Origin of the sequence: Clostridium sp. 29_15 (genome assembly GCF_001916075.1) — a bacterium.
GTDB classification, from domain to species: Bacteria; Bacillota; Clostridia; order Clostridiales; family Clostridiaceae; genus Clostridium; species Clostridium lentum.
Genome location: NZ_MNRT01000043.1, coordinates 137552 through 158057, shown reverse-complemented (window position 1 = coordinate 158057; position 20506 = coordinate 137552). Strand labels below are relative to the sequence as shown.

Annotated in this window: 18 protein-coding genes; 16 read left to right on the top strand and 2 right to left on the bottom strand. The window is 29.1% G+C overall.

What is annotated here, in order from left to right:
* Positions 1-9 precede the first annotated feature (9 nt).
* The gene (locus tag BHW04_RS12130) at positions 10-1038 is read left to right on the top strand and encodes a CotS family spore coat protein (RefSeq protein WP_302699839.1); all 1029 of its coding nucleotides are present in this window, start codon (positions 10-12) and stop codon (positions 1036-1038) included.
* A 52-nt stretch (positions 1039-1090) separates the two neighbouring features.
* Here the strand turns inward: BHW04_RS12130 and BHW04_RS12125 are convergent, their stop codons facing one another.
* The gene (locus tag BHW04_RS12125; protein WP_022211336.1) at positions 1091-2212 is read right to left on the bottom strand and encodes a glycosyltransferase family 4 protein; all 1122 of its coding nucleotides are present in this window, start codon (positions 2210-2212) and stop codon (positions 1091-1093) included.
* Between the two features lie 105 nt (positions 2213-2317).
* Here BHW04_RS12125 and BHW04_RS12120 point away from each other — a divergent pair, with 105 nt between their 5' ends.
* The 12 genes from BHW04_RS12120 (at position 2318) to rho (ending at position 16508) form a co-directional block, all read left to right on the top strand.
* A complete protein-coding gene (locus BHW04_RS12120) occupies positions 2318-3316 on the top strand; it encodes a CotS family spore coat protein (protein WP_022211335.1) in 999 nt (332 codons plus the stop codon).
* A 125-nt stretch (positions 3317-3441) separates the two neighbouring features.
* Entirely contained in the window at positions 3442-4326 is an 885-nt protein-coding gene (gene yabG, locus BHW04_RS12115) for a sporulation peptidase YabG (RefSeq protein WP_022211334.1), read from the top strand.
* A gap of 244 nt (positions 4327-4570) precedes the next feature.
* The gene (locus tag BHW04_RS12110; protein ID WP_022166413.1) at positions 4571-4807 is read left to right on the top strand and encodes a Veg family protein; all 237 of its coding nucleotides are present in this window, start codon (positions 4571-4573) and stop codon (positions 4805-4807) included.
* A gap of 363 nt (positions 4808-5170) precedes the next feature.
* The gene (locus BHW04_RS12105; protein ID WP_302699836.1) at positions 5171-6739 is read left to right on the top strand and encodes a DUF3794 and LysM peptidoglycan-binding domain-containing protein; all 1569 of its coding nucleotides are present in this window, start codon (positions 5171-5173) and stop codon (positions 6737-6739) included.
* Between the two features lie 107 nt (positions 6740-6846).
* Complete coding sequence (locus BHW04_RS12100) at positions 6847-7692, top strand: cyanophycinase (protein WP_022211332.1); 846 nt, start codon at positions 6847-6849, stop codon at positions 7690-7692.
* Positions 7664-10273, top strand: coding sequence for a cyanophycin synthetase (gene cphA / locus BHW04_RS12095; protein ID WP_022211331.1), 2610 nt, complete (start codon positions 7664-7666; stop codon positions 10271-10273). The genes BHW04_RS12100 and cphA overlap by 29 nt, the downstream gene beginning before the upstream one ends.
* 224 nt (positions 10274-10497) lie before the next feature.
* Positions 10498-11340 (top strand): 4-(cytidine 5'-diphospho)-2-C-methyl-D-erythritol kinase, encoded by an 843-nt coding sequence (gene ispE / locus BHW04_RS12090; RefSeq protein ID WP_302699834.1) that lies wholly within the window; start codon positions 10498-10500, stop codon positions 11338-11340.
* Between the two features lie 73 nt (positions 11341-11413).
* Entirely contained in the window at positions 11414-12037 is a 624-nt protein-coding gene (spoIIR, locus tag BHW04_RS12085; RefSeq protein WP_022211329.1) for a stage II sporulation protein R, read from the top strand.
* Between the two features lie 106 nt (positions 12038-12143).
* Positions 12144-12560, top strand: coding sequence for a DUF1934 domain-containing protein (locus tag BHW04_RS12080; protein WP_022211328.1), 417 nt, complete (start codon positions 12144-12146; stop codon positions 12558-12560).
* Between the two features lie 220 nt (positions 12561-12780).
* A complete protein-coding gene (locus BHW04_RS12075) occupies positions 12781-12990 on the top strand; it encodes a hypothetical protein (RefSeq protein WP_186835129.1) in 210 nt (69 codons plus the stop codon).
* Positions 12991-13147: 157 nt separating this feature from the next.
* Entirely contained in the window at positions 13148-14746 is a 1599-nt protein-coding gene (locus BHW04_RS12070) for a CTP synthase (protein WP_302631056.1), read from the top strand.
* 337 nt (positions 14747-15083) lie between these two features.
* Positions 15084-16508, top strand: a complete 1425-nt coding sequence (gene rho, locus BHW04_RS12065) for a transcription termination factor Rho (RefSeq protein WP_441294435.1) — start codon at positions 15084-15086, stop codon at positions 16506-16508.
* 42 nt (positions 16509-16550) lie between these two features.
* Here rho and rpmE read toward each other — a convergent pair whose 3' ends face one another.
* Entirely contained in the window at positions 16551-16757 is a 207-nt protein-coding gene (rpmE, locus tag BHW04_RS12060; protein WP_022211325.1) for a 50S ribosomal protein L31, read from the bottom strand.
* A gap of 212 nt (positions 16758-16969) precedes the next feature.
* Here rpmE and BHW04_RS12055 point away from each other — a divergent pair, with 212 nt between their 5' ends.
* From BHW04_RS12055 to prfA, 3 genes are all read left to right on the top strand, one after another.
* Positions 16970-17557, top strand: coding sequence for a thymidine kinase (locus tag BHW04_RS12055; RefSeq protein ID WP_186835149.1), 588 nt, complete (start codon positions 16970-16972; stop codon positions 17555-17557).
* Positions 17558-17572: 15 nt separating this feature from the next.
* Complete coding sequence (prmC, locus tag BHW04_RS12050) at positions 17573-19327, top strand: peptide chain release factor N(5)-glutamine methyltransferase (RefSeq protein WP_302699830.1); 1755 nt, start codon at positions 17573-17575, stop codon at positions 19325-19327.
* A gap of 70 nt (positions 19328-19397) precedes the next feature.
* Positions 19398-20483 carry a peptide chain release factor 1 gene (gene prfA, locus BHW04_RS12045; RefSeq protein ID WP_022211322.1) on the top strand — a complete coding sequence of 362 codons (1086 nt, stop codon included), beginning with the start codon at positions 19398-19400 and terminating at the stop codon, positions 20481-20483.
* Positions 20484-20506: the final 23 nt, after the last annotated feature.

Sequence of the window (20506 nt, the reverse complement as noted above, 5' to 3'; positions counted from 1 at the left end):
GGTAATAAAATGAATAAAAATAGATATGTTGAACGAAAGGTTTTATGTGATTATGACTTATGTGAAGGATTATTTGATAAGCTTAATTTAAATGTTCAAGATATGATTCCACTTAGAAAGGTATTCTTATTAGTTACTGATAAGGGAAAGAAAATATTAAAAAGATGTGATATGAAATTTGAAGATGTACAGTTTATTGATGAAGCTTTAAATTATATATATTTATTAGATAAAGATGTAATTAGGTATTGTAGGAATAAAGATAATGAAGTTATAACAACATGGAATGAAAAGAACTATATTCTCCTTGATATGATTGAAGGAAGAGAAGCAGCATTTACTAATCCAGTGGAGATATCATGGTGTACTAAAGCAATAGAAAAGCTTCATATTTCATCAAAGGGAATGGAAAAATACTTAAAGGAGTTAAATATAAAATGCAAATATGGCAGTAATATAATTAATGATTATATTGATGATTTAAAGAATATAGAACAAATGAAGCTTTTGGTGAAAAAGTACAAATATAAAAATGAGTTCGATAGCTTATTTTTAAAGAATGTAGAAGTTATGGAAAAGCAAATGAACAAAGCTATAGAATTATTAATGAAGACTAGCTACGAAAAGATGAAGAAAGATAATAGATACTTTTATTTATGTCATAATGATTTAGCGCATCATAACTTTATAATAGATAATGATAATGTTAATATAATAGATTTTGACTATTGCAATATTGATTTACGAATTAAAGATATATATATATTTATCAATAAGGTTATTAAGAATCTTGTTTATGAAAAAGAGGCTATAGATAGTATTTTAGAAGCTTATGAAAAGCCAAATGATAAAATAGATAGCCAAGAAAGAGAAATATTAAATGCTCTTATATGTTATCCATATGATTTTGTAGAAATTATTAAGTTATATTATTATAAGCAAAAATCATGGGAGCAAGAAGTATTTATAGGTAGGCTTAAAAATAAAATAGAATTAGATGATTTTAGAATTGCATTAGTAAAGAGGATTCTGAAATAAAAAAATGAGCTGCAATAAAAGTTATAATTTTATGCAGCTCATTTTTATTAATTTATTTAGAATTAATAATTTTTTCATAAGCAGAAATAGTGTTTTTAGCAGTTTTTTGCCAGGTATAGTTAGAGCTTGTTATAAGACCCTTTTGAACCATAGTCAGTTTAAGAAGGCTATCACATAATACTTTCTCCATGGCGTAGCTTAGGGCATATACATCATAAGGATTTACCAATAAAGCAGAATTATAGAATAATTCTGGTAGGGAAGTGATATTTGATGTAATAACAGGAGTACCACAAGCCATTGCTTCTAACGGAGGAAGTCCAAAACCTTCATAAAATGATGGATAAGTTAATAACTCACATGCATTATAAAAAATAGGTAGATCTTCTAAAGGAATAAAATCAGTAAAAATTACTGAAGATGAAATATTAAGCTCTTCAGTTCTTAATTTATATCTATCATATGAAATACCTTTTCTACCAGTTATAACTACTTTAAGATTTTTTCTTAGAGTAGGATTTAAAAGGGAATAACTTTCTAATATGCCTAATATATTTTTACGAGGGCTATATCCACCTACATATAAAATAAAGTCATCACTTATTCCGTATTTTTCTTTAATGATTTTTTTACATGAATTCTTACTTAGAGGGCGATAAATTTCTTCTGCAGCAAGATGTGTAACATAAATTTTTTCTTTAGGAAAGTTAAATTCCTTGGCTATATCTTCCTTTGAAAAGTCAGATACAGTTATTATGCCATCGCAATCTGGTATTATTTTAGGAAGTTCCTCATTAAATATTTTTAAATATCTATCACTGACTGTTTCAGGCAATTTCAATGGGATTATATCATGCAAGGTAATGGCTTTAAGACAATTAATATTTTTTGAAAGTCCTACTCCGTTTTGAGGAACATGATATAAATCCATCTTATTATTTTTTAAGATATTAGGAGTTTTAACATCATCCCAAAAATGATTGTTTGAAGACTCCTTAAGACATTCTATGGTAAAGTTATCTTTTAAAACTAAATCAGTGTTTTGTGGCAAGAGTATCAAGTATTGATTACTTGAATCTACTATACTTAAGTTATTAATTAGCTGATAAGTATAAGTGCCAATGCCTGTTCCTCTATACCATTTAGCAGCTCTTCCATCAATGCCGATCTTCATGATTTAATCCTTTCATAGTTGTTTTAATTTATTATATTAAAGCAAGCAAAAAAATGTTAATAAAAGAAAATAGATATACATATAAATATATAGGGGGTGATAAAAATGATGAGAGAGTTTGAAATAGAGAGGCAGTTTCAAATAAAAATTGATATTATAAAGGCTAATAAAGGTGTATATTACTTAAAAACTAATAAAGGCGAAAGATGTCTAAAGAAAATTAATTATGGACCTCAAAAACTCTTATTTGTTTATGGAGCAAAAGAGCATCTCATAAAGAATGGGTTTGAATCTGTAGATAGATATTTCTTAAATAATGAAGGTGAGCCTTATGCTTTAGTAAATGAGGATTTATACACCCTATCTGAATGGCTAGATGGAAGAGAATGTGACTTTCATAATTTAGAAGAGGTGAAATTAGCAGCTGAAACTCTAGCCAGATTACATGAAGCTTCTAAGGGGTATGATCCTCCAGAGAATTCTAAGCTAAAAACAGATTTAGGTAGATGGACTAGCCTCATGGAAAAGAGAATAAAATCATTAGATAAAATGAGAGATATGATAAGAAAGAGAAATAATAAGACTAATTTCGATATGTTATATCTTAAATCTATGGATTTTTATAAGGAAATTGGTAAAAATGCCTTGATGACATTAAAGGAATCAAATTATATAGAACTTTGTGAAATTGCAGAAAGGAATAAAGGATTCTGCCATCATGACTATACTTATCATAATATAATACTTACTGATGACAATAAGGTAAATATAATTGATTTTGATTATTGCAAGAGGGAAATAAGAGCTTATGATATTTCAAATTTTATGATTAAGGTGCTTAAGAGATGTAACTGGAACTTAGAGTATGCTAAGGAGATAATCAATGCATATAATAGTGTATCTCCTTTAAGAGATGATGAATATAAAGTGCTTTATGCATATCTTCAATTCCCGCAGAGATACTGGAGGTTAGCGAATAGATATTATTATAATGAGGTTAATTGGGGACAAAATACTTTTTCTAATAAAATTGAAAGTATAATAAATGAACAAGAGAAGTTTACTAAGTTTTTAGATGATTTTAAAAAGGAATATTCCCTTTAAAAAATAGGGCTGTTTAAAGAAACAGCTCTATTTTTTATCTTGCTAAATAAAAGTAAATATTTCATTAAACAAAGAGTCGATTATTCTCATATTATAAAATAGTAATATGAAATATGGAGATGCATATGAAAATAGGCGATATTGTTGTGAGAAAGTCATATGATAAGGACATAATATTTAGAATTATAGATATAAAGGAAGTAAGGGGAAAAGTATATTGTATTTTGAAGGGATTAAGCATAAGAATAATAGCAGATTCACCTAAAGATGATTTAGAAGTTGTAGATTATGTATATGTGGAAGAAAAGGAAAAGATATTAAATAATAGAGTAAATGAAGCAATGAAAAAAGCAAAAAGCATGCAGAAAAGAATTGGTATGAGAGAACAGATAAATTGTCGTATTAATAAAAATACAAAGGCACAAGCTGTAAATAATGATATGTTCTTTGGTAGACCAGGGAAAATACTTCATATAGATGGTGATGAAGAATACTTAGAAACATGTTTAAAGGTTTATAAGCAACTATCTTTAGATGCAGTAGGAAAAGCAATAGCAGAAAAGGAGCAATGGACTAAAGTAATAGATCTTGTCAAAGAAGTAAAGCCTGATATTGTAGTTCTTACAGGACATGATAGTGTGATAAAGAGTACAGATGATTATTTAGATCTTGAAAATTATAGAAATACTAAATATTATATTGAAGCAGTCAAGGCATTGAGAGATTATAATTCCAGCTATGATGAGCTAGTGATATTTGCAGGAGCTTGTCAATCATGTTATGAATGCCTTTTAGATGCAGGAGCTAATTTTGCTAGTTCACCAAGCAGAGTTCTTATACATTGTCTAGATCCTGTTTTTGTTTGTGAAAAAATAGCCTATACCAAAATAGATGAAGTTGTTTCTATAACAGATTTAGTTGAAGGTACTATTACTGGGATTAAGGGCATTGGTGGATTGCAGACTAGAGGGAAATACCGTGAAGGATATCCAAGGTCAAATTATATATAGTTAGTATATAGCTGAGCTGTATTGAATGATATAGTTCAGCTATATAAGATATAAAAATTAATAAAATTTTAGAGTTACTGTATAAAATTTATAAAATTTGAAACAATAATTAATGGATTGATAATATTATCTAAAAAGTAAAAGTTTACATTGACAAGTGTATATAAAGATGATAAAATATTTTGTTTTATTTGACAAATGGAAAAAAAAGGAGTAAAATTTATATTAGAAAGAGGGTGTTTTCATGGAAAGAAACAGGACTTTAGCAACAATTAGGAATGATATTGAAAGGCATGTAGGTGAAAAAGTAACCTTAAAAGCCAATGGAGGCAGAAAAAAAATTCTAGTCAATGATGGAATAATTGAAAGCGTTCATCCAAGTATTTTCGTTGTTAGATTAGACAATGACACCCAAAGGACCGTGACATATAGCTATTCAGATGTTTTGACAAAAACAGTTATGTTGTATTATGCTGTATAATTAAAGGCTTCGAATAAATATCGAAGTCTTTTTTTATATATAAAAAAAGAAAGATGGCGGGTATCCATCTTTCAACTATGGTATAAAAGGGTATTGAGAATTTATGAGAGGTTATATGGTCAATAACCATATTTATAATACGACATATTTTTAATGTTGTCAACAATATATTAAAAAAAATATAAAAAAAACTTAAATTACGTCTTTGATTCGACATGATGTTTATAAAATTATATCTTTCATAAAAGTTTTCTTAGAAAATTATAAAAAGCTATTTGAAAGTGTTAACAAATATCATTTATTAGAATAAATATATAGTTAGGGAAATATATATTATAGTAGTTAAGCTATAGGAGGGATACTATGTCACAAATAGATGTCATTAAAGAAAATGTTCAATATGAACAGCTTTTAAGAGAAAGTACTGGAAGCAATATTTTGAAAGGGGAATACTTAATTAAGGATTCACATCCAGATGTACATGAAATCTTAGGAGTTGATGCAAAGGCTACAGTGACCAATAAAGAAGTTTTAGCTGATAAAGTTATGCTTGAAGGTGTTGTAACCTATACTGTTTTATACTTATCTATTGATGAAAGTGATATAGAGAGAATAAATTCTGTAAATCTATCAGAAAAGTTTGCAGATTATCTAGAACTCACTGGTATAGAACATAAAGTCCTTTGTGATGTTGAATGTGTAGTAGAACATATACAAGCTAATATTATGAATGAGAGAAAAATAGCCATAGAAGGAGTTAGGACTACAAAGTGGCATATTTATGAGATTGATGAATTTGAATTTATTAAGGATTTGGAAGGAAGTTCAGATATTCAAGTTCAAAAGGAAACTGAAGAGATAAATAAGGTAATTGGTGATAAAGAAATAGAACTTATGGGAAAATCAATTTTAAAAGCTACTATGGATAAGCCAGAAATAGAAGATATATTACAATGTTCATTAAATCTTCATAAGAAGGAAACTAAGCTAGGAGAAGATAAGATATATTTTGGCTGTTATTGTAAAGTAGAAGTTTTATATAAGGGAAAAGATACTGATGATATCGTACTTTTAAATGATGATGTATATTTATCTAAAGAGCAAGAGCTTATTGGATGTAATGCTGATATGATGGCGTATAATGAAGTGGATATAGTAAATAGTGACTATATAGTAACTTTAGATGATTTAGGGGAAAATAGAATTATCAATGTTGAGTTCTTAGCTAAAGGCGTAGTTAAAGTCCTATCTAAGGAGAAGATTGATTTAATAAATGATGCATATTGTCCATCACAACCAATAGACTTAATAAAGAATAATCATGATATTGGCTTAATACATGGTATGGTAAATACAGAGGTAATTTTGAAAGATAATATATCTTTAGATGATGATAAAGAAAAGATAGGGTCAATTATAATGACGTCAGGATGCCCTGTTATTACAGATAAAAGCGTTGAAAATGATAAAATAAAATTAGAAGGAGTAGTAAAGGTTTCAGCATTATATAGAACTGCTGATGAGATAAGCAGGATAAATATGTGTACAGGAGAAGTTCCTTTCACTACAGCAATAGACTTGAAGGGTACTAATAAAGATATGGATGTAGTTAGTAAGGTACAAATGGAAACAATAGACTCAATTATTGAAGCTAATACTATAGGAGTAAGAATTACTTTAAGTGTATGGGCTAAGGTTTCTTATAAGGTCAATAAAGAATGGATAGTTGATGTTGTGGAAAGTGAAAATGGACGAACAGAAAGTGAAGCATCTGTCATAATCTATTCTGTAGATAAAGGAGATACCTTATGGAAGCTTGCTAAAAAATATAATACAACCATTGAAGAATTGGTAAAGATTAATGATATTGAAAATCCAGAAATAATAATCATTGGTCAAAAGCTTATAATACCAGGAAGAGCTATTTTTTAATTAACTTTTTAACCCCAAAAAAGGTAATCTCATTTGCGATTACCTTTTTTTGAATAATGAGTTGATATTATGGATAAAATAACAAACGTACGATTTGAGGTGAGATGATGAGTGAAAAAGTTGTCGGCAATTTAATTATCATTGGAGGGGCAGAAGATAAAGTTGGCGATAAGGAAATATTAAAGAAAGTAGTAAGTTGTATTAATAGGGAAAAGGATATGATTTTAATTGCAACTATAGCTACAGAATATCCAGAAAAAAGCTTTAAAAATTATGAAAAGGCCTTTAAATCCTTAGGTGTAAAGAATATTGAAAAATTAGATATAAAATGTCGAACTGATGCTTATGTAACTGAAAATATAAATTTAGTAAAGAAGTGTAGTGTTTTATTTTTTACAGGTGGAGATCAACTTAGGATAACTAGTATATTAGGGGGGACTCCAATTAATGAAGCTATAAAAAGCTTATGTAAGAGTAAAGCATCTATTGTGGGAACTTCGGCAGGAGCTTCAGTTATGAGTGATACGATGATAATAGAAGGAAAAGATGATGAATCACCAAGAAAATGCACTTTGAAAATGTCACCAGGATTAGGATTGGTAAAAAATATTATGATAGATCAGCATTTTGCACAAAGGGGAAGATTAGGAAGGCTTTTGACAGGAATAGCACAAAATCCAGAAGTGTTAGGGATTGGCATAGATGAAGATACAGCAATAATTGTCAGTGATGAAGGTATAGCTGAAGTTGTTGGATCAGGAGCAGTATATTTTGTTGATGGCAGTAGCATACGATATAGCAATGTTTCTGAGCAGTATAGTAATGAAGTGCTAAGCATGTTTAATGTTAAATTACATGTACTAAAAGAAGGAAATAAATTTAATTTACTTAAAAAGGCGCCTTTAGAGGAGGATATGAATTTTTATGAAAATGATAAGCAGCACAGTTTATAAAGGGAGAAATATATATTCACATAAAAAGTGTATAAAGCTAGAAGTAGATTTGGAAGGATATTCGGAAATTGCCAGCAAAGATATTGAATCTTTTAATGAAAGACTTTTAGAACTAGTTCCAGAATTATATACCCATAGATGTGGCATTGATGAAGAAGGCGGTTTTGTTAAAAGATTAAAGGAAGGAACATATCTAGCACATATATGTGAGCATATTATTATTGCTTTGCAAAATAGTGTAGGTATTAACTTAGCGTATGGAAAGGCAAGAGAAAAAAACGGGGATATCTACATCATAGTATTTCAATATAAATATGAAAAGGCAGCAATGGAAATTGTTAAGTTGGCTATTGAAATAATAAATAGCCTAATTAAGGGAAGTAATATAGATATTAATATGAAATTAAGCATAATAAGAGAAATAATTAATGAAGAGGCTATAGGCCCAAGCACGGCAGAAATTATAAAAGGAGCAGAAAAGTTTAATATGCCAGTGATAGATATTGGCAATGGAGATTTCTATCAGATAGGATATGGCAAGCAAGGAAGATGCATTGAAGCGGCTATAACCAGTGAAACAAGGTGTGTAGCAGTGGATATTTCCTGCGATAAGCTTATTACAAAAAAACTTTTAGATATTCAAAATTTGCCAGTGGCAAGAGGGCAGAAAGTTAGCAATGTACTTGATTTATTAAGAGCTGCCGATGAAATAGGTTATCCGGTGGTGCTAAAGCCACAATTTGGTAGTAAGGGCAAGGGAGTTTTTGTAGATATAAGAAGTAAAAAGGAATTAGTAAAGACCTATGATTATTTAAAGAATCAATTTAAAGATATAATCATAGAAAAGTATCATGAAGGCGATGACTTTAGAGTTTGTATTGTAAATAATGAAGTGGTAGCTGTATCAAAAAGAATTCCTCCTTTTATAATAGGTGATGGCTTAAAAAATATAGAGCAGTTAGTAGAAGATATTAATTCCACTGAAAATAGAGGAAGAAATCATGAAAAGCCACTTACTAAAATAGATATTGATTTTATTTATTTAAACGAACAAGGTTATCATTTATCCACTGTACTGGAAAAAGGGAAAAAGGTATTTTTAAGGCAAAATGCTAATTTATCTACAGGTGGAATAGCTGTTGATTATACCGATGCAATAAGCGATGAGAATAAAGAAATATGTGTAAGAGCCGCAAAAGCTATTGGGTTAGACGTTTGTGGAATTGATATTTGTACTAAAGATATTACAAAATCAATTAAGGGTAATGGAGTGATATTAGAGGTTAATTCAGCACCAGGACTAAGGATGCATGTATATCCTTCTTACGGTAAATCACGTAATATAGGTGAAAAGGTTATCAATATGCTTTACAATAATAGTGTGCAAAATATCCCTGTTATATCAGTGACAGGAACAAATGGGAAAACAACAACAACTAGAATTATTAGCAGTATATTAATGAAAATGGGATATTGTGTGGGTATGACATGCACTGATGGCATATATATAGATGGCAATTGTATTGATAATGGAGATGATACAGGAGCAGATAGTGCTACTTGTGTACTTTTAAATAGAGATGTTGATGTGGCTGTATTAGAAACTGCTAGAGGTGGAATCATCAGAAAAGGCTTAGCATATGATTTGGCAGATGTAGCTGTAATCACTAATGTTACAGAAGATCATTTAGGTTGTGATGGTATAGAAGATATGGAAGATTTATGCATGGTAAAGTCTTTAGTGGCAGAAGCTGTAAAAGAAGATGGATTTGTAGTTGTAAATGCTGATGATAAATATAGTTTGGATATTATTCCGCGGATAAAGGCGCAAATAATATATTTTTCAAAGGATTGCAATAATGATTATATTTTAGAAGCAATTAATAAGGATAATATATGTGTTTATTTAAGAGAAGGATATATATGTGTTTATAACTACGGTAGAGAATACAGAGTAATAAAGGTTGAAGATGTACCAATAACTTTAAATGGTGTATTGGAATTTAACATTGAAAATGTTATGGCAGCTTGTGCAAGTTTAATAGCAATGCAAGTAGATTATAGCATGATAAAAATAGGGCTTAGCAAATTTGAATTAAATGAAAAAGATAATTCAGGTAGATTTAATATCTATGACTGCAATGGGGTAAAAGCAATTTTAGATTATGGTCATAATATTGATGGATATAGAAAGGTTTTATCATCTCTTAAAGAATTGGCAAAGGGTAATATTATTGGTGTTATAGGGATACCAGGAGATAGAAGTAATAATGATGCTGTAAGAATAGGTAAGCTTAGTGGGAAGAATTTAAATAAGATAATAATTAAAGAAGATAAAGATAGAAGAGGGCGAAGATGTGGTGAGATAGCAGAACTAATCAAGAATGGAGTTCTTCAAGTAAATAAAGATTCAGATTTAAAAGTAATTTTAGATGAGGTTGAAGCGTTTAGAACAGCACTTATGGAAGCAAAGAGAGGAGATACGGTAATTGTATTCTTTGAAAAGAGAAAGCCTCTATTAGAAGTTATTGAGTACTTTAGAAAAGAGCAAGAGGAAAATGGATATAAAAAAATTAATTGAATAAGTGATAAATATTGGGTAACATTTAATTTCTTAATTTGCTTATAAGAAGTTTTATGTTACCCACTTTTTCAAAAATTTTATGTAATAAAAGATATATTTACTACAGATAAAATACTATATATAATAATAGTTATAAAGTTTAGATATATTTGAGTTTGAAGAATTAAATATATGATTATGACAGATTAAGTAAAAGGCTTTCGTCGAAAGGATTTGAATATATGAAAATTAAAGCATACGGTAAGGTAAATATATCTTTAGATGTGGTTGGAAAAAGAGAAGATGGTTATCATCTATTAAGTATGATAATGCAGAATATAGATTTATATGATGAAATTGAAGTTGAGAAGCAGAAATATGGAATAACTTTAGAATGCAATAAAAGTTATGTTCCTGTGGATAATAGAAATTTAGCATATAAAGCAGCTGAAATTTTTAAAGAAAGATATGATATTGTTGATGGAGTTAAAATAAATATAGAAAAGAATATTCCAGTTTCAGCAGGACTTGCAGGTGGAAGTACAGATGCAGCAGCTGTATTAAAAGTAATGAATGAATTATTTAATGTTAATGCAACTGAGGCAGAATTAATGGAGCTAGGTTTAAGATTAGGTGCAGATATTCCTTATTGCATTCATGGAGGCACAGCATTATGTGAAGGAATTGGTGAGATAATAACTCCTATCAAGTCATTTAAAGATAAAATAATAGTATTAGTTAAGCCAGCATTTGGAGTTTCTACTAAAGAGGTATATAAGAATTTCAATTTAGAAAAAGTTAAACAACATCCAAAGACAGCAGATATAATCAATGCTATAGAAAATGATAACTTAAATTTTGTAGCAAGTAATATGAAAAATTTATTAGAAAATGTTACATTAAGAAAACATAAGATATTAATAAAAATAAAAGAAGAAATGAATGCTTGTGGAGCGATAAATTCAATGATGAGCGGAAGCGGGCCAACAGTCTTTGCGTTTTTTGATGATATGCTAAAGGCACAAAAATGTTTTGAAAAGATGAAAAAGAAATATAGTGATGTATTTATTACAAGAACAATATAAAAATAAAAAATAGATAAATATGAATAATCCCCTAAAGTATGTCAATACTTAACTCATATAGGGGGTTATAAGTATGAAAAAGATTTTTAGTATATTTTTAGTTTTTATAATTTGCATAGGTATTTTAGTAGGCTCAACTAATGAGGGATGCTTGGAAGCACAACTAGTGAGCTTAAATTATGATGAAATTAAAGACAAGCTTATTAGATTTCATGTTATTGCAAATAGCGATTCTGATGAAGATCAAGCTGTTAAGTTACTAGTAAGAGATAAAGTTATTGATTATATTAATATTCAGTTAAAGGATGCTACAGAAGTAGATGAAGCAAGAAATATATTAATGGATAATATAGAAGAGGTAAATAATATAGCAATAAATGTACTTTGGGAAAATGGTTTTGATTATGAAGCTAAGACAATGATATCAAGAGAAAACTTTCCAGATAAGGTTTATGGAGATTATTTATTTCCACAAGGGAATTATGAAGCATTTAGAATTATCATCGGAAATGGTGAAGGTCATAACTGGTGGTGTGTGATGTTTCCACCATTATGTTTTGTAGATGAGACAAAAGGTGATGTTGATTCAAGTAACTTGAAAGAAGTTCTTGTTGATGATAATGATGAAGAAAACAATAATATAAAATGCAAATTTAAAATAGTAGAACTAATAAAAGATATTTTAAAAAATAATTAGGGGAATAAATATGACTAGAGTATAATAGAGTAAAGGAAATGAATGTATCTCCAATGAAATGTAAAAAGTTAGAAAAATATTTAATTAACGTAAAATAGGAGGAAATATGGAAAAGAGTGCAATAATATCTGTAAGAAGTTTTTCAGATTTAAATAAAGATGAAGTAATAGAAGTAGTTACGCCAGGAAAGTTTCATTTAGGAGAAAGTGAATTTAAGGCTGTGTATGAAGAGTCGGAAATATCAGGCATGGATGGAACAACTACTACTTTAGTTATAAAAGATGAGGCATTAATTTTAGAGAGAGAAGGTTCTACTACTACAAGAATGGAATTCAAAAAAGGAGAAGAAGTAGTTTCTTTATATAATACTCCGTATGGAATGATGAATATAAATATATATACAAAGGAATTAGATATAGATATGGATGATGATGGTGGAGTGGTATATACTAAATATATATTAGGATTAGAAGGGCAGTCAGGAATAACTATAGAGCTTAAAGTTAAGATTAGAGCTAATTAAGATAAAATCACAAGGTAATTATTAATTATCTTGTGATTTTTTTAAAATAAATATAAGTAATTAATATTGGTATATTCTAAATAACTGCATAGTTATATATTTATATGGAAATAATTATATAAAAAGGGGAAAGGAGTGAATATATATAGAAAAGTATCTAGTAATTATACAAATTATTGCTCAATTTTATGGAATTGATGATGAAGAAATATGCGTAATTATGAAAAGAAGAGAATGTAAATACTTACTACTTTTATTAATGAGAAAATTTAATTGCTTAGATAAAGGGCTCATAAAGGATCAGCTTCAGCTGAAATCTGATAAGACAATCAAGAATAATATAGTAAAAGCTGAAGAAAAATTACTGATGAATAAGGAATTTAGAGATAATTTCTTTTACTTAGAGGAAAAGATAGAGAAAAATTTTTAAAAAAGACAAAAAACACTAGATAAAATATAACTAATGTGATATGATTTTATTTATGAATTAAGGATTACCCTGCTTGTGTAATTAGTGGGGTAATTTATATTATATCAAAGATAAAATCAAGTGTCAACATTAAAAATATAAATTAGGAGGAAAAATAATGGCTACTAAATATGTTTTTGTAACTGGTGGTGTTGCATCAGCTTTAGGAAAGGGAATAACAGCAGCATCATTAGGGAGATTATTAAAAAATAGAGGATTAAAGGTATCAATTCAAAAGTTTGATCCGTATTTAAATGTGGATCCAGGTACAATGAGTCCATATCAACATGGAGAAGTTTTTGTTACAGATGATGGTGCAGAGACAGATTTAGATTTAGGACATTATGAAAGATTCATTGATGAAAGCTTAAGCAAAAACAATAATGTTACAACAGGGAAAATATATGGAGATGTAATTGCTAAGGAAAGAAGAGGTGAATACCTTGGAGGAACAGTTCAAGTAATACCTCATATAACTAATGAAATAAAGGATAGAGTTTATGCAGTTAGTAAAGAAACAGATGTTGATGTAGTTATAACTGAAATAGGTGGAACAGTAGGAGATATTGAATCGCTTCCATTTTTAGAATCAATTAGGCAAGTACAATATGAAGTAGGAAGAGATAATGTATGCTTTATTCATGTTACTTTAGTTCCTTACTTAGGAAAGGCTGGAGAGTTAAAGACTAAGCCAACACAACATTCAGTGAAGGAATTAAGAAGCATTGGCATTCAACCAGACATAATAGTATGTAGATCAGAAAAGCCATTAAATGAAAGTTTAAGAAGTAAGATAGGTTTATTCTGTAATCTAGAAGCTAAAAATGTTATACAGAACTTAGATGCCAATAGCTTATATGAAGTTCCATTAATGTTACATAGAGAAGGATTAGATAGGCTAGTTGTTGAAAAATTACAATTAGGATGCATAGATATCAACAATAACGAATGGATTGATATGGTTGATAGAATGAAAAATCTTAAGAAGGAAGTTACTATTGCTTTAGTAGGTAAATATGTAGAATTACATGATGCATATATTTCGGTAGTAGAAGCTTTAAACCATGGTGGACTTGCTAATGAAGCGAATGTTAAGATACAGTGGATAAATGCTGTAGATGTTACTGCTGAAAATGCTAAGAACATATTCAATAATGTTGATGGTATTTTAGTTCCAGGTGGATTTGGTGATAGAGGAGTAGAAGGAAAGATTGAAGCTATCAAATATGCAAGAGAAAATAATATACCTTTCTTAGGAATATGCTTAGGAATGCAGACAGCAGTAATTGAATTTGCTAGAAATGTTTTAGGATATGAAGGAGCTAATAGTTCAGAAATAGATTCAGAAACAAAGTATCCAGTAATAGATTTAATGAATGATCAAAAGGATGTACAAGATTTAGGCGGTACTATGAGATTAGGAGCTTATCCATGTATATTAAATAAAGAATCCAAGTCCTTTGAAGTATATGGTGAAGAAAATATATCAGAAAGACATAGACATAGATATGAATTTAATAATAAATTTAGACAACAAATAAGTGAAGCAGGAATGAAAATAGTAGGAACAAGTCCAGATGAAAGATTAGTTGAAATTGTAGAAATTCCAAATCATAAGTGGTTTGTGGCAGCCCAATTCCATCCAGAGTTAAAATCTAGACCAAACAGACCGCATCCTCTATTCACAGGATTAATAAAGGCTGCTTTAGAAAAATAATTAATAAGAAGTTCTGCAATAAAAAATTGCAGTACTTTTTTTTAGGTGTGCCCAGTATTGGCAACAATTTGACGGCAAATAGTCCAATAATGGAAATAATATTAACTTTATGAATGTTATTATGATTATACTTGGTATAATAAATTATAAAAAAGGATAATCTTATAGTATAACTTTTTATTGAAATATGTATATTATTGATGGATAATTATATATGCAAATACTAAGGTTTTATTTCAATTCATTTTTTCAAGTCTAAAAGTGCAATCTTAAATGAATCCCAAAAAATATAAAATATTATGGAGGTATAAATTTGGAAACAGAAAACTATAATGAAATGACTTTAGCTACCTTAAAAGAAATAGCTAAGGAAAAAGGTATAAAAAATATTAGTAAATTAAAGAAAAGTGAATTAATTGAAGAGTTAGTGAAAATAACTCCTAATAAAATAGAAAAGAATGGGGTAATTTTAACAGAAAAAATTGCACCTAAGAATAGAAACATAGAAGCTAGTATACATATAGATGAAAATGTAAATAGTGAAGCTTATGCAAGCGATTCAAGAGATAGATATAATGTAACAGAAGAAGAAAAGGAAGAGAAGAAGGAAAGATTAAAGGTTATGATTAATGAATCTAATTCTTCTAAAGGGGTTTTAGAAATTCAAGAAAACAATAGCTTTGGTTTTTTAAGATGTAGTAATTATCTTACTGGAGAAAACGATATATATGTTTCACCGTCACAAATAAGAAGGTTTAACTTAAGAACAGGTGATGAAGTAGAAGGAAAAGTAAGAGAAGCAAAAGATGGTGAAAAGTTTAAAGCACTATTATTTGTGGAAAAGGTAAATGGTGAATCACCAGATAAGGCTATAGGAAGAAAGAATTTTGAAAATTTGACTCCTATATATCCTAATGAAAGATTACATTTAGAAACTGATAACGGTAGGGATTTATCTTCAAGACTTATGGATTTTATGTGTCCAATAGGAAAGGGACAAAGAGGGATAATAGTTGCACCACCTAAAGCAGGTAAAACTACATTATTAAAAAGAATAGCACAAAATATTTCAAAGAATTATCCTGATATAAAGCTTATAGTATTATTAATAGATGAGAGACCAGAGGAAGTTACAGATATGAAGAGATCTATTAAAGGAGATGTAATTTACTCTACTTTTGATGAAGAACCACAAAATCATGCTAAAGTATCACAAATGGTTCTTGAAAGAGCAAAGAGAATGGTTGAACAAGGTAAAGATGTGGTTATTCTTATGGATAGTATTACAAGACTTTCAAGAGCATATAACTTAACTATAACACCAACAGGAAGAACTTTATCAGGTGGGCTTGATCCAGGAGCTTTATTAATGCCAAAGAAATTCTTTGGAGCTGCAAGAAATATAGAAGAAGGAGGAAGTTTAACAATATTAGCTACGGCATTAGTAGAAACAGGTTCAAGAATGGATGATATGATTTTTGAAGAATTTAAAGGAACAGGAAATATGGAAGTTCATTTAGATAGAAGACTACAAGAAAGAAGAATATTCCCAGCTATAGATATTTATAAGTCAGGTACTAGAAAAGAAGACTTATTATTATCAGATGAAGAAAAAGAAGTTGCTTTTGCTATAAGAAAAAATATGAATAGAGATGGAAATATAGAAAATATTACTGAAACATTAATAAATATGCTATCAAAAACTAAGAATAATAAAGAATTTATGGAGTTATTCATAAAAAATGAAGTTATGAAGAAATAAAAAAACGGGAAAGATATCTTTCCCGTTTTTTTAAAAACAATCTTATTTGTTAAGACCGAATTTCTTGTTAAATTTATCAACTCTACCGCCGATATCAACGATTTTTTGCTTACCAGTGAAGAATGGGTGGCATTTTGAACATATATCAATCTTTAATTCTGGTTTAACTGAACCTGTTGTAAAAGTATTTCCACATGCACACTTAACCACTGCATCGTGATGGTATTCTGGATGTATGCCTTCTCTCATATTTTTCACCTCTTTCAATAAAAATATATCATTAAAGTAAAATCTCCAATGACTTTAAAAAGTATAACACACAATTTAATAAGCAGTCAATAAAATTGCATCAATAAAACATTATCAGGAATAAGTGAATTATAGGAAATAAAAACATCTTTATTAAATAACAGTTAAAATGATATAATCTGAGTAGATATTACAGAAGAGGGAGAGATATGATGAGTAAATTATATTTTAGATACGGAGCAATGAATTCAGGAAAGTCTACTCATTTGATGCAGGTGGCACATAATTATGAAGAAAGAGGAATGAAGGTTATCTTAATAAAACCTGCAACTGATAAAAAGGGTGGAGATAAATTAGTTTCAAGATTAGGTGTAGAAAGAAAAGTTGATATACTTTGTCTAGAAAAAATGAATATCTATGAAGAAATACAAAAATGGCAAGAAGTTAAATTTAAGGTAAATTGTATATTAGTTGATGAAGTTCAATTTATGACTAAGGAACAAGTAGACCAGTTATTTAAAATAGCAGTGGTTCTTGATATTCCAGTTATATGCTATGGTTTAAGAACTGATTTTATGATGGAAGGTTTTGAAGGAAGTACAAGACTTTTATTATTAGCTCACAGCATAGAAGAGATGAAGACCATTTGTAAATGTGGCAGAAAGGCTATCTTAAATGGTAGAAAGATAAATGGGGAATTTGTTTTTGAAGGTGAGCAGGTAGCTATAGATAATATTGATAATGTGCAGTATGAATCTTTATGTGGACATTGTTACTTTAGACATAAAAATAATAAATAATGAAAGTGTGATGATATGAGAAAGTGTGATGTAGGGGGGCAAGCTGTAATTGAAGGTGTTATGATGCGTGGCTCCAAAGGTATGGCTACAGCAATAAGAACACCAAAGGGTAAAATAAAGGTTAGTGTAAAAAAAACAGTTTCATTAACTAAAAAATATAAAATTTTATCATTGCCATTTATAAGAGGAATAACGGCCTTGCTAGATTCATTAATTATTGGCATAAAAACATTAAACTATTCAGCATCATTTTTTGAAGAGGAAGAAGAGGAAAGCGCATTTGAAAAATTGATAAAAGATGTATTTGGTGAAAAATTAGCTAGCAATTTAATTATTACATTAACTATGATGCTATCATGTGTAGTTTCTATTGGAATATTTATTGGTATTCCAACTTCTATAGCTTCTATATTTAAAGCCTTTGGCTTTTCTAGCATTATTTTAAATTTAATAGAAGCATCCATCAGAATTGCTATACTTATATTATATATGTTTCTTATAAGTAATATGGAGGATATTTACAGAGTATTTCAATATCATGGTGCAGAACATAAAACAATTTTTTGCTATGAAAATGAGCAGAGGCTTACTATTGAAAATGTAAAAAAACAAAGCAGGTTACATCCTAGATGTGGAACTAATTTTATATTTCTTACTATGTTTGTAAGTATATTATTATATACTTTTACAGGCTGGGGTAATTTTATAGAACGTATAATAATTAGGATAGTATTATTACCAGTAGTAGCTGGAATAAGCTATGAAATAATTAAATGGCTAGGAAGGTCAGAAAGTAAGTTTAGCAAGATAATTGCTTATCCAGGGCTGATGCTACAAAAACTAACAACAAAAGAGCCAGATGACATGCAAATAGAAGTTGCAATCAAGTCATTGATGGCTGCAGAGGGGATAAAAGATATGAAGACTATTGGAGAACTTCTCATATATGGTAACCAGCAGTTAAAGGAAGCAGAAATAGATACTTATATATTAGACTGCCAGTTATTATTAACAAAGGTGTTAAATAAAGATAAAATATATTTAATATTAAATAAAGATGAGGAAGTAAGTAATCTTAATGAAAATAAGTTTAAACAACTTATTAAAAAGAGAAAAGAGAAAATGCCTATGGCATATATATTAAAAGATGTTGAATTTATGGGATTAGATTTTTATGTGGAAGAAGGAGTCTTGATTCCAAGGGGAGATACAGAAGTTTTAGTTGAAGAAGTGCTAAAATATATAGGTGAAGAAGAGGCTATAAGTATATGTGATTTGTGTTGTGGAAGTGGAGCTATCGGCATATCATTAGCAGCTTTAAGAAATAATATAAAGGTAGATTTAGTTGATTTTTATCCTATACCTGAAAAAGTAACTAAAAAAAATATAGTTAAACATAATTTAGAAGAAAGAACAGAATTCATTAAAAGTGATTTATTGAATAAAGTTATAGAAGATGGCAAGAAATATGATATATTAGTATCTAATCCTCCATATATAGCTGATGAAGTAATTGATGATTTAATGGAAGATGTGAAAGATTATGAACCACATACAGCTCTAGCTGGTGGAGAAGATGGAATGGATTTCTATAATATAATAGTTTCTGAGAGCCGTAAGGTGTTAAATGAAAATGGTATACTTGCATTTGAAATAGGATATGATCAAGGTGAGAAGGTAAAAGTTCTGATGGAAGAAAATGGGTTTAAAAATATTAAAGTTATTCAAGATTTAGCAGGATTAGACAGGGTAGTAATAGGAAATTTCTAAAATCTTGATATAATTAGATTAAATATGATATAATATTTCAATATGAAAAAAAACAGTATGGAGTGATACTATGTTATTAGATAAATTAGCATTTACAGAAAATAAATATGAAGAGCTTTCAGTAAAAATATCAGATCCTTCTATAATGGCTAACCAAAAAGAATGGAGAAAGCTTTGTAAGGAACATGCTGACTTAGAGATAATCGTTACAGCATATAGAGAATATAAAAAGGTTTTAGAAGACCTTGAAGCAAATAAGGAAATGTTAGAAGAAGAATCAGATAAAGAAATGAGAGAAATGTTATCTGAAGAAATTTCTATGTTAAAAGAACAAGAAATAGAATTAGAAAATAAGATACAAATATTATTATTACCAAAAGATCCAAATGATGATAAGAACGTATTTGTTGAAATCAGAGGTGGAGCTGGTGGAGATGAAGCAGCTCTATTTGCAGCTAACCTATTTAGAATGTACACAAGATATGCCGAAAATAATAGATGGTCAGTAGAACTTATGAGTTCAAATGAAAATGACCTTGGTGGATTCAAAGAAGTTGTTTTTATGATAAAAGGTGCTGGTGCATATTCTAAGTTAAAATATGAAAGTGGAGTTCATAGAGTTCAAAGAGTTCCTGATACAGAAAGTTCAGGAAGAATTCATACATCAACAGCTACAGTAGCAGTACTTCCAGAAGTTGATGATGTTGATATAGAAATCCATGAAAAAGACTTAAGAATTGACGTTTATAGATCATCTGGTAATGGTGGACAATGTGTTAATACTACAGATTCAGCAGTAAGAATTACTCACTTACCTACAGGAACAGTAGTTGCTTGCCAAGATGAAAAGTCACAGCTTAAGAATAAAGAAAAGGCTATGAAAGTTTTAAGAGCTAGATTATATGAAGTTGCAGAAGCAGAAAGATTAGCTGGAATAGCTGAAGATAGAAAGAGCCAGGTAGGAACAGGGGATAGAAGTGAAAGAATAAGAACTTACAATTATCCACAAGGAAGAGTAACAGATCACAGAATTGGATTAACATTATATAAATTAGATTCATTCTTAAATGGAGATATAGATGAAGTAATCAATGCTTTAATTACTGCAGATCAAGCAGAAAAAATGAAAGCAATGGGAAATACTGATTCAATGTAATTAAAAAGCCTTGCATTAATTTG

Bases quoted from the DNA above. Each gene is read 5' to 3' on its own strand.
- BHW04_RS12130 (WP_302699839.1), top strand. From the start codon at position 10: ATGAATAAAAATAGATATGTTGAACGAAAGGTTTTATGTGATTATGAC.
- BHW04_RS12125 (WP_022211336.1), bottom strand. From the start codon at position 2,212: ATGAAGATCGGCATTGATGGAAGAGCTGCTAAATGGTATAGAGGAACA.
- BHW04_RS12120 (WP_022211335.1), top strand. From the start codon at position 2,318: ATGATGAGAGAGTTTGAAATAGAGAGGCAGTTTCAAATAAAAATTGAT.
- yabG (WP_022211334.1), top strand. From the start codon at position 3,442: ATGAAAATAGGCGATATTGTTGTGAGAAAGTCATATGATAAGGACATA.
- BHW04_RS12110 (WP_022166413.1), top strand. From the start codon at position 4,571: ATGGAAAGAAACAGGACTTTAGCAACAATTAGGAATGATATTGAAAGG.
- BHW04_RS12105 (WP_302699836.1), top strand. From the start codon at position 5,171: ATGTCACAAATAGATGTCATTAAAGAAAATGTTCAATATGAACAGCTT.
- BHW04_RS12100 (WP_022211332.1), top strand. From the start codon at position 6,847: ATGAGTGAAAAAGTTGTCGGCAATTTAATTATCATTGGAGGGGCAGAA.
- cphA (WP_022211331.1), top strand. From the start codon at position 7,664: ATGAAAATGATAAGCAGCACAGTTTATAAAGGGAGAAATATATATTCA.
- ispE (WP_302699834.1), top strand. From the start codon at position 10,498: ATGAAAATTAAAGCATACGGTAAGGTAAATATATCTTTAGATGTGGTT.
- spoIIR (WP_022211329.1), top strand. From the start codon at position 11,414: ATGAAAAAGATTTTTAGTATATTTTTAGTTTTTATAATTTGCATAGGT.
- BHW04_RS12080 (WP_022211328.1), top strand. From the start codon at position 12,144: ATGGAAAAGAGTGCAATAATATCTGTAAGAAGTTTTTCAGATTTAAAT.
- BHW04_RS12075 (WP_186835129.1), top strand. From the start codon at position 12,781: ATGAAAAGAAGAGAATGTAAATACTTACTACTTTTATTAATGAGAAAA.
- BHW04_RS12070 (WP_302631056.1), top strand. From the start codon at position 13,148: ATGGCTACTAAATATGTTTTTGTAACTGGTGGTGTTGCATCAGCTTTA.
- rho (WP_441294435.1), top strand. From the start codon at position 15,084: ATGACTTTAGCTACCTTAAAAGAAATAGCTAAGGAAAAAGGTATAAAA.
- rpmE (WP_022211325.1), bottom strand. From the start codon at position 16,757: ATGAGAGAAGGCATACATCCAGAATACCATCACGATGCAGTGGTTAAG.
- BHW04_RS12055 (WP_186835149.1), top strand. From the start codon at position 16,970: ATGAGTAAATTATATTTTAGATACGGAGCAATGAATTCAGGAAAGTCT.
- prmC (WP_302699830.1), top strand. From the start codon at position 17,573: ATGAGAAAGTGTGATGTAGGGGGGCAAGCTGTAATTGAAGGTGTTATG.
- prfA (WP_022211322.1), top strand. From the start codon at position 19,398: ATGTTATTAGATAAATTAGCATTTACAGAAAATAAATATGAAGAGCTT.